Source organism: Streptomyces sp. NPDC005151, from assembly GCF_053599875.1.
In genome coordinates, this window is the sequence record NZ_JBSFYR010000043.1 from 40,441 (window position 1) to 49,990 (window position 9,550).

The following is a 9,550-nucleotide window of genomic DNA, read 5'->3' on the forward strand; positions in this document are numbered from 1 at the left end:
GTTCTGTTTTCATGGGTATCCGAATGTGGTGCGACACCTGGAACGTACGACGCGCAAGAGCCGTCGTGCTCGTCACCGCAGCCGTCGGGCTGCTCGTCAGAATGCTGATCGCGGCAAACACACCCGGCCCCGCCGACGTGCGCATCTTCCAAGGTTTCGCAAAGGCCATCACCGTTTACGGCCCCATTCGCATTTATGAGCAGCCGCTGCCCGGCCTGCCTGTCTACAACCATCCGCCGCTGGCCGGATGGATGCTTCTCGGGCTGAACAAACTCGCCGAACTCGGAATTCCGTTCGGGACGCTGATCCGATCACCTGCCTCGATCGCCGACTTCTTCTGCGCGCTCGTCGTGTTCGAAATCGTCCGGCGGCGCGGCCCTCTCCGTACCGCGGTCGCCTGCGGAGCGGGCGTGGCCCTCAGCCCCGTACTGATCGCCACCTCCGGGTACCACGGCAACACCGACGCGGTCGCCATCACCTTCGCCCTCGCCGCCGCGTATCTGCTGGCAGACCGGAAGGCGCCGCTGGCCGCGGGGGTGGCCGCCGCGCTCTCCATCAGCGTCAAGTTCATCCCTGTCGTGGTGATCCCCGCGCTGTTCGTCGTCGCCCTGCGCGGCGGGCGGCCGGTGTTCGTCCGCTTCACCGCGGGGTTCACCGCCCTGTTCGCCCTCGTCTGGGGACCGGTCCTGGTGACCGTGCCGGAGAACCTCAAGGAGAACGTCCTGGAGTACGCGGGCGGTAACTACCGCCTCTGGGGGCTCGTCCGGTTCGCCGATGTACTCGGTCTGCCGGAGCCGTTCATCGCCTTCATCCGCGGCGAGGGCCACTTCCTCTTCGTGCTGGTCTGCGTGGCTGTCGGCGTCTGGCTGGCCTGGGTACGGCCCGCGCAGCTGCCCGGGGTCGTCGCCGTGACGATGGGCCTGCTGCTCCTCCTCTCCACCGCCTCCGCCCTCCAGTACCTGACCTGGGCGGCAGCCGCGATGTTCGTCATCGGGTTCTGGGAGGGACTCGCGTACAGCTGCCTGCTCGGCTGGACGGCCGTCCTCGGCTACCAGGGACGCTCCGCCGTGCGCTGGAGCGAAACGGTGCTGCAGCTCGGCGCCGCCGGGTGGTTCGTCCTCGCGATCGGACTGGTCGCCGGCGTCCGCAAGATCCTCGCCGCCCCGCCGACCGCGCCCTCGTCGACCTCCGCCGAACGGGCGTCAGCCACGGCGCCCCGTGCCTCACAGCCGTCCGGTTCCGCCGGCAACTGACCACACCCGAGCACAACTGGAGAACCTCCCGTGAAGGAAAGCACCAGCCCCAGGATCGGCATCCTGGTGGTCGCGTACAACGCCGAGACGACGCTGGAGAACACCCTCGACCGCATTCCGGAGGATTTCCGGTCCCGGATCTCGGAGGTCCTCATTCTCGACGACGCGAGCCATGACGCGACCTTCACCGCAGGATGCCGCTGGTCCCAGACGGAGGGGATGCCCCGGACGGTCGTGATGCGGCACACCAAGAACCTCGGATACGGCGGGAACCAGAAGGCCGGATACGCGCTGGCCGCCGAACACGGACTCGACATCATCGTGCTGCTGCACGCCGACGGACAGTACGCCCCCGAATTGCTTCCCGACATGGTCGACCCCATTGAACGCGGCGAATGCGAAGCCGTGTTCGGATCGCGGATGATGAAGTCCGGCAGCGCCCTCAAGGGCGGCATGCCGGTCTACAAATGGCTCGGCAACCGCATTCTCACCCGGCTGGAGAACGGGCTCCTCGGCTCGCAGCTCACCGAATTCCACTCCGGCTACCGCGCCTACAGTGTCGCGGCACTCAAGAAACTGCCGATCGGCCGGAACACCGACGCGTTCGACTTCGACACGCAGATCATCGTCCAGCTGCTCAACGAGGGAATGCGGATCAAGGAGATCCCCGTACCGACGTACTACGGCGACGAGATCTGCTACGTCAACGGCATGAAGTACGCGAAGGATGTCGTCAAGGACGTCCTCGAATACCGCCTCGCCGTCAAGGGATTCGGTACCTGCGCCTGGATCCCCAAGCCGGTCGAGTACGCCTTCAAGGAGGGCGACGGCTCCTCGCACGCCGTCATCCTGGAGAAGATGCGGGCGCTCCCGCCCGGCAGGGTGCTCGATCTCGGCTGTTCCGGCGGGCTGTTCGCCCAGCGCCTCGAAGCCCTCGGCCACGAAGTGACCGGCGTCGACTACATCGAGGTGCCAGGGGTCCGCGAGAAGTGCACACACTTCCATCTCGCCAACCTGGAGGAGGGGCTGCCCGACGAGATCGGCGTCGACTTCGACTATGCGGTCGCCGGCGATGTCATCGAGCACCTCTCCCGCCCCGAACGTGTCCTCTCCGAGGTGGCGACCGTGCTGCGGCCGGGCGGCCAGGTACTTCTCTCCGTACCGAACTTCAGCCACTGGTACTCACGGCTGCGGGTCGCGCTCGGGATCTTCGACTACGACCGGCGCGGCATCCTCGACGAAACGCATCTGCGTTTCTTCACCCGGGCCAGCCTCCGCCGCACCGTCCGGAACGCGGGCTACGACGTCCTCGACATCGCCTCCACCGGGGCGCCGTTCTGGTCCCTGCTCGGCGGCCGCGGCCCCCTCCCCGCGATCCTCAGCGGGCTCTCGAAGCTGCTGACCCGGATCCGGCCGACGCTGTTCGGCTATCAGCACGTCGCACTGCTCACCCCGCATGCGGCCGAGACGATCATCGCTGGAGAGCACGTCGATGTTCAGGACATCCTCAACCGACAGTACGCCTCTGCCGACCGGGTCGGGGTCTGAGACCGCGGCTCCCGCCGCCTCCGTACCCGCCCCCTCACGCGCTCCCGGGCCGCCGCCCGCCCCCGCAGTCAGGAGCAAGACCTTGACCCTGCCCAGTCTGACGCTGCTCCTGTTCGCCGTGTTCGCGTCGGCGGGCGGCCAGATCATGCTCAAACACGGTATGAAGGGTGCCGCGGCGACGGCCGGGCGCGACGGCGGATCGCTCGCGATCCGCGCCGCGACCAGCCCGTGGGTCATCCTCGGGCTGGTCGTCTTCGCGGTCTCCGCGCTCGCCTGGATGGCGACGCTGGCCAAGGTGCCGCTCAGCATCGCGTACCCGTTCAACGCGCTCGGCTACCTGCTGATCGTGATGGCCGGATCGACGGTGCTGCACGAGCGGACCTCGATGTGGACCTGGGGCGGCTCGCTGCTTGTCGTCATCGGCCTCGCCACGGTCATGGCGGGCCAGCAACGCTGAGAGCCTGTCGGGTGACCTTCGATCGGAAAGCGGACGCGGTCTGGTGCGTACGATTCCAAGGCGCCGGAAGGCCCTCGGATGGGGTCTCCCCTGCTCGAACGAAGCTGGCATTTCGGCAACGCGGGAAGCGTGCGTGCCAGGGCGTGGCCGCCCGATCAGAGGTCACCCGACAGGCTCTGAGGCGCATCCCGGGGCCGGGTGCGCCATCGATCTCCCCCATAGCCTTAAGGGCATGGGAGGGACCCCCTCGCCGGGCGGGGCGATCAAGCCCGTCCGGCGATCGATGGCAAACGCCCGCCGGGCGCCGCCGGTTCCCCCAGCAGCACCGCCCGCACCACCCGCTCCGCCGCGTGCCCGTCGTCGTACGGACAGAACCGCGCCCGGAACGCCGCCCTCAGCGCCCCATTCTCCGCGCTGTCCCAGCTGCCGTCGAGGAAGATCCGGGCCAGCTCCTCCGTACTGGTGGAGACCGCCCCGGGGGTGTCGCCCGGCGCCCCGGACAGCAGATCGAAGCAGACCCCGCGGACCGTGCGGTACGTCTCCCAGTCCGGGGCGTGCACCACGATCGGGCGGTCCAGCGCCGCGTAGTCGAACATCACCGACGAGTAGTCAGTCACCAGCGCGTCGGCCGCCAGGCACAGCTCCTCGATCCGCGGATGGTCGCAGACATCGAGGAGCGTCGGACGGTCCGGCAGCCCCGCACCGTCGTAGAAGTAGTGCGCGCGGACCATGATCACGGTGCCCGGGCCGAGCGCATCGGCGAGCCGTTCCAGATCGATCCGGCTGGTGAACGACGCCTCGTAGTCGCGGTGCGTCGGCGCGTACAGCACGGCGCGCTGCCCGGGCCGGATACCGAGCCCGGCCCGGATCTTCGCGATCTGTGCGCCCGTGGCCGTCGTCAGGACGTCATTGCGCGGGTAGCCGGACTCCAGCGAGCGCGCGGCGCTCGGGTAGGCGCGGGCCCACACCTCCGTGGAGTGCGGGTTGGCGGAGACGCTCCAGTCCCACCGGTCGACCCGCTGGAGCAGCCGGTCGAAGTTCAGGCCCTGCGCCGCTGCCGGATACTCCATCTGATCCAGGCCCATGATCTTCAGTGGGGTGCCGTGGTGGGTCATGACATGGATCTGTCCGGGGCGTTTGACCAGGTGGTCGGGGAAGTTGACGTTGTTGAAGAAGTACGTGGCGCGGGCCAGCAGCGCCCAGTAGCGGCGGGTCCCCGGCACCACGTGGTCGATGCCGGGCGGCACCGCGTCCACCTGGTTCTTCGACACCACCCACACCCCGCGCACTCCGGGAGCCAGCTCCTGGGCCTTGCGGAAAATCGCTTCCGGATTGCAGCTGACGCCGCGGTTCCAGTACGCGGCGTAGACGGCGAGCCCGCGGTCGAGCGGGCGCCTGCGCTGCCACCAGTAGTAGCGCGCGGACAGCGTGCGCTTGGCCCGCGCGCGGAGTGCGGCGGGTGCGGAGTGCGCACCCCGGCGCAGGGCGAGCACGGTGTCGAGGGCGCCGAGCGCCATGTACCGGCCGGCGCCGATCAACCCCGGCCGCAGTCCCTTGGCGCCGCCGGGGAACCGGTGACCCTCGGGCCGGTGCGTACGGTGGAACGCGGCCACGGACCGTACGTACCGCCTGCGCCGCCGCTTCACCGACGGATACCCGCTGAGGAGTTCCTGGGCGGCCCGATCGAAGAGCAGGGCGCGCAGCGGGTGCAGCACCGGCCGGTCCCCGAGGAACGTCATCAGCCCGGCGTACGCCTCCACGAGCTGGAGCGGCGTCGTGCCGTCCGTCGGCTCCGACTCGTCGGCGAGGTCCGGCAGATAGCGCTGCCGGCGGTGTTCGACACAGGCGAGCGGCAGAACGGCGACCGATGCGGCGGTGGCCAGCGTCTGGAGCGCATACATCCGCTCTCCGTGCTGTCCCGGTCCGAAGGCCAGCTTCTCCGACTCGTGGAGGCTGCGGCGCACGGCCCGGTTCCAGGAGACCGGGGCGATGTCGAGAAGCCCGGAATGCTCGGCGAGGGTGAGCCGGACCGCGGGCAGTTCGCGCAGCAACTCCAGCGACCGGGTCGGCTGGGGGCGGCCGCGGAACGGCCGCTTGTGGTGGCCGAACAGCAGCAGGTCCGGGTCGCCCGTGGCATCGAGCCGGTCGGCGACGGCCTGCAACGCGCCCGGCAACAGGACGAAGTTGCCCTCCAGGAAGAGGAAGTAGTCGCCGAGCGCCCGCTCCGCCCCGGCGTTGCGCCGACCGGCGGCGCCCGCACCCTCGTCCGCCGGGAGGTGGACGGCCTGCACCCGGCCGTCCCGGGCGGCGAACTCGTCGAGCAGCAGTCCCGAGCCGTCCGGCGCCCCGTCATCGACACCGATCACCTCGATGTCCGTGAACGACTGCGAGAGAACCGCCTCCAGGCACTCGCGCAGATGTCCGCGGGCGCGACGGACGGGGATGATGACACTCAGCCGGGGCATACACACTCTTTCTCGGTCACTGGCACAGCGGGGCAAAGCTAGTGCCCCTCCCGGCAAGCTTTGCCCCGTTGCGTCGTCCAGCACGCCCGCTCGCCGCGTTGGCCACAAGCCCTGGTAGCTCCGCTACAAGGACTTCTGGCCGCCTTGCGATCGGGACGCACTGGACGACGCTCCTCATGGGGCAAACATTGCCGGTCACGGCACTGGGAGGAGAGACGGCGATCAGGTCCCGTTGACGGACTGCGCCCCGGCGAGGCCGCGCTCGGCGGGCGCCGCCTGTCGGTCCGCCGGAGCGGAACCGGAACCCGCGGCAGCGGGGACGGCCGGCGATCCCGGATCCGTGGCGGGCGCCGGTACGACGACGGTCACCGGCCGCTGCTGCGCCGGCGGGACCGCGGTCACCTGCACGTCCGTGTCGCCCAGGAAGACCCGGCGCACCACCCGCTCCGCCGCGTGCCCGTCGTCGTACGGACAGAACCGCGCCCGGAACGCCGCCCGCAGCTGCGCGGAGCGGGAGCCGCGCCAGTGGCCGGTGGCGAAGATGTCGAGCAGCTCGTCCTCGCTGTGCGCGATCGCGCCCGGCGGGCAGGAGTGCAGGTCGAAGTAGGTGCCGCGGGCCGCCTCGTACGCCTCCCGGTCACTGCTGTGGATGACGATGGGCCGGTCCAGATTGGCGTAGTCGAACATCAGCGACGAGTAGTCCGTGACCAGGGCGTCGGAGGCGAGCGCGACCGCTTCGACCGACGGATGGCCGCTGACGTCGATGATCCGCGGGTGCGGCTCGCGGACCAGCGGAGCCTCGTACGAGTAGTGCGCGCGGGTCAGGATCACAAAGCCCGGACCGAGCTCCCGGACCACCCGCTCCAGGTCGAGGTCGAGGTGCTGGGTGCGCCGGTAGTCGCGGTGGGTGGGGGCGTACAGCAGGGCGGTGGCGCCCTCGGGGACGCCGATCGACTCGCGCAGCCGCGCCGCATCGGCGGCGGTGGCCCGCTGGAAGAGGTCGTTGCGCGGATAGCCGTACTCGAGCGTCGTGCAGCCGGCGGATCCCGACGGATACGCCTTCTCCCATACGAGGGTGGAGTGCCGGTTCGCGGAGAGGGAGAAGTCCCACTTGTCGACGCATGCGAGCAGCCGCTCGAAGTCCATGGAGCGGGCCGCCGCGGGACGGTCCCGAAGGTCCAGGCCCATCGTCTTCAGCGGGGTGCCGTGATGGGTCTGGAGCAGCACCTGGCCGGGCCGCTTCACCAGCCGCCGGTCGAAGTTGACGTTGTTCACCAGGTACTTGGAGCGGGCGAGAGCCTGCCAGTAGCGGTACGTCCCCGGGGCGAGCGGACGGGTCCCGGTGGGGACGGTGTGCGCGTCCTCGGGGCGGCAGATCCAGGACGTGTGCAGCCCGGGCACCAGTTCGCGGGCCTTCGCCTCGATCGCCGCCGGGTTGCAGGCGTAGCCGCGGTGCCAGTACGCGGCGAACACCGCCCGGTCCGCGCGGATCGGCAGTCGCAGCTGGATGCGGTAATAGGCCTGGAGCGAGGCGGCCCGCGTCACCCGGCGCACGGCCCCGGTGAGCCGGCGCAGCCGCCCGCGCAGCAGCTTCGCGGACCACAGGGCACGGTACGTGCGATGGGCGCCGACCCGGATCAGTCCGTGGCGCAGCCGGGCGCGGCGCGGGGCGGGGGCGCCGGGGGTGCGGTAGCGGGCGCAGTGGGCGCGGGCGCGGCGGAAGAACTCGGTGCGGCTGGCGCGCGGCAGCCTGCCGCGCGTGGTGAACAGCGTCGAGAAGTGGTCGAGCATCCTGCGGAAGATCACCGGCCGCCACGCGGCGAGTGCGGGGCGGGCGTCGATGAACGCGAAGACCCGGTCGTACTGGTCGAAGATGTCGAAGTGCTTGCGGCTGGTGGTGGAGAGGATGTTGCCCCGACGCCGCTGCCGGTAGCCGACGCACACCTGGTCGAGGACCGCGATCGAACCGGCGGCCATCAGCACCGGGTAGGTCCAGGGGGCGTCCTCGTAGTAGCCGGGCGGGAAGGTGAACCCCTCGGCCTCGACGAAAGCGCGGCGGTACGCCTTGTTCCAGACGACCATCAGGACCTTCAGCAGTCCGGGCCGGTCGGCGAGCGTGAACGTGGCAGGGCCGGTCTCGGCGAGATGCTCGGCGAACGTGTTGCGTACGCTCTCGCCGGTCCAGTACGTCCGGGCGTAGTCGTAGACCAGGACGTCCGGTTCGCCGGTCTCCCCGATCCGGTCGGCGATGGCCCGCAGGGCGCCGGGGGCGAGGGTGTCGTCGCTGTCCAGGAAGATCAGGTAGTCGCCGGTGGCCTCCGCGATCCCGGCGTTGCGGGCGAGGCCAAGACCCACGTTCTCCGGCAGGTGCAGGGCCCGTACCCGGCTGTCGCGTGCGGCGAACCCGTCGATGATCGCGCCGCAGGAATCGGGGGAGCAGTCGTCGACCGCGATGATCTCGAAGTCCTCGAAGGACTGGGTCAGCACCGAGTCCAGGCTCTCGTCCAGATACGCCTGAACCTGGTACGCGGGCACGATGACACTGAACCGGGGCACAACACATCCATGGGTCGTTCGCTGGCGCGGGCGGGTGGTCCGCAAACGGCCGATGGAGTGCGAGGGTTACGCCGAACGTGGCATTCGCGCGAAATGCCAGGTGGGGCGGGTCCCGTTATCGGTAACGGGACCCGCCCCACGTTGACGTACATCTGATGGATTCCGGTCGGTTCGGTGTGCGGTTACTTGACCGCGCCCGCCATCACGCCGGAGACGAACTGGCGCTGGAAGGCGAAGAACACCGCGAGCGGAATCACCATCGAGACGAAGGCGCCGGGCGCCAGCACATCGATGTTGTTGCCGAACTGCCGCACCTGCTGCTGCAGCGCCACGGTGATCGGCGGGGAGTCGGAGTCCGCGAAGATCAGGGCGACCAGCATGTCGTTCCACACCCAGAGGAACTGGAAGATCCCCAGCGAGGCGATCGCCGGACCGCCCAGTGGCATCACGACCCGGGTGAAGAGCCGGATTTCGCCGGCCCCGTCGAGCCTCGCCGCCTCCAGGAGTTCACGCGGGATCTCCGCGAAGAAATTCCGCAGCAGGAAGATCGCGAACGGCAGCCCGAAGGCGGTGTGGAAGAGAATCACGCCGAAGGTCGTCTCGAAGATCCCGATTTCGCCGAAGAGCTTGGAGACCGGGACGAGGGCGACCTGCACGGGGACCACCAGCAACCCGACGACCAGCAGGAACCACCAGTCGCGGCCGGGGAAGTCCATCCAGGCGAAGGCGTACCCGGCCAGTGAACCGATCACCACGACCAGGACGGTCGCGGGCACGGTGATCATGACCGTACTCAGCAGGGAGTGGGTGATGGTCGAATTGTCCAGCAGCCGGCTGTAGTTGTCGAAGGTGAGCTCGGACGGGGCGGTGAAGACCTTCCACCAGCCGGTCGCCGCGATGTCGTCGGCGCCGCGCAACGAGGAGAGCAGCAGCCCGATGGTCGGCATCAGCCAGAACAGACCCACCAGGATGAGGAAGACCCGCATCGCGCCGCCGCCGGTGCGGGCCGCGATCCGTGAGCCGAGGGACTGCGTCGCCTTCGCCGTAGGGGTGGTCATCGGCGCCCCTCCTTACGGATCCGGCGAATGTTGCTGTGCTTTCCCGGGGGGCAACCCCCGGACCCCCGGCCGGAGGCGGCCGTGGTCGACGGAGCCGTCATCGGCGCCCTTCCTTCCGGATCCGGCGAATGTTGCTGTGCTTTCCCGGGGGGCAACCCCCGGACCCCCGGCCGGAGGCGGCCGTGGTCGACGGAGCCGTCATCGGCGCCCTTC

General features: G+C 69.7%; 6 protein-coding genes. 3 read left to right on the forward strand and 3 right to left on the reverse strand.

Annotated features, from left to right (window positions below; genetic code table 11):
- Positions 1-11: 11 nt before the first annotated feature.
- From ACWD6R_RS22735 to ACWD6R_RS22745, 3 genes are all read left to right on the forward strand, one after another.
- Entirely contained in the window at positions 12-1,253 is a 1,242-nt protein-coding gene (locus ACWD6R_RS22735) for a glycosyltransferase family 39 protein (RefSeq protein WP_451820356.1), read from the forward strand.
- A 30-nt stretch (positions 1,254-1,283) separates the two neighbouring features.
- On the forward strand, positions 1,284-2,801 hold the full coding sequence (locus ACWD6R_RS22740) for a methyltransferase domain-containing protein (protein ID WP_451820357.1): 1,518 nt from the start codon (positions 1,284-1,286) through the stop codon (positions 2,799-2,801).
- Between the two features lie 82 nt (positions 2,802-2,883).
- Positions 2,884-3,258: a DMT family transporter gene (locus ACWD6R_RS22745; protein WP_366695121.1), complete on the forward strand. Its 375-nt coding sequence runs from the start codon at positions 2,884-2,886 to the stop codon at positions 3,256-3,258.
- 263 nt (positions 3,259-3,521) lie between these two features.
- Here the strand turns inward: ACWD6R_RS22745 and ACWD6R_RS22750 are convergent, their stop codons facing one another.
- The 3 genes from ACWD6R_RS22750 to ACWD6R_RS22760 all read right to left on the reverse strand — a co-directional run bounded on the left by ACWD6R_RS22750 (position 3,522) and on the right by ACWD6R_RS22760 (position 9,337).
- Positions 3,522-5,723, reverse strand: a complete 2,202-nt coding sequence (locus ACWD6R_RS22750; RefSeq protein WP_451820358.1) for a bifunctional glycosyltransferase/CDP-glycerol:glycerophosphate glycerophosphotransferase — start codon at positions 5,721-5,723, stop codon at positions 3,522-3,524.
- Positions 5,724-5,945: 222 nt separating this feature from the next.
- Complete coding sequence (locus ACWD6R_RS22755) at positions 5,946-8,279, reverse strand: bifunctional glycosyltransferase/CDP-glycerol:glycerophosphate glycerophosphotransferase (protein ID WP_451820359.1); 2,334 nt, start codon at positions 8,277-8,279, stop codon at positions 5,946-5,948.
- 182 nt (positions 8,280-8,461) lie between these two features.
- Positions 8,462-9,337 (reverse strand): carbohydrate ABC transporter permease, encoded by an 876-nt coding sequence (locus ACWD6R_RS22760; protein ID WP_406420086.1) that lies wholly within the window; start codon positions 9,335-9,337, stop codon positions 8,462-8,464.
- Positions 9,338-9,550: the final 213 nt, after the last annotated feature.

Excerpts from the sequence above, each read along its gene's own strand:
- ACWD6R_RS22750 (WP_451820358.1), bottom strand. The coding sequence starts at position 5,723 with ATGCCCCGGCTGAGTGTCATCATCCCCGTCCGTCGCGCCCGCGGACAT.
- ACWD6R_RS22760 (WP_406420086.1), bottom strand. The coding sequence starts at position 9,337 with ATGACCACCCCTACGGCGAAGGCGACGCAGTCCCTCGGCTCACGGATC.
- ACWD6R_RS22735 (WP_451820356.1), top strand. The coding sequence starts at position 12 with ATGGGTATCCGAATGTGGTGCGACACCTGGAACGTACGACGCGCAAGA.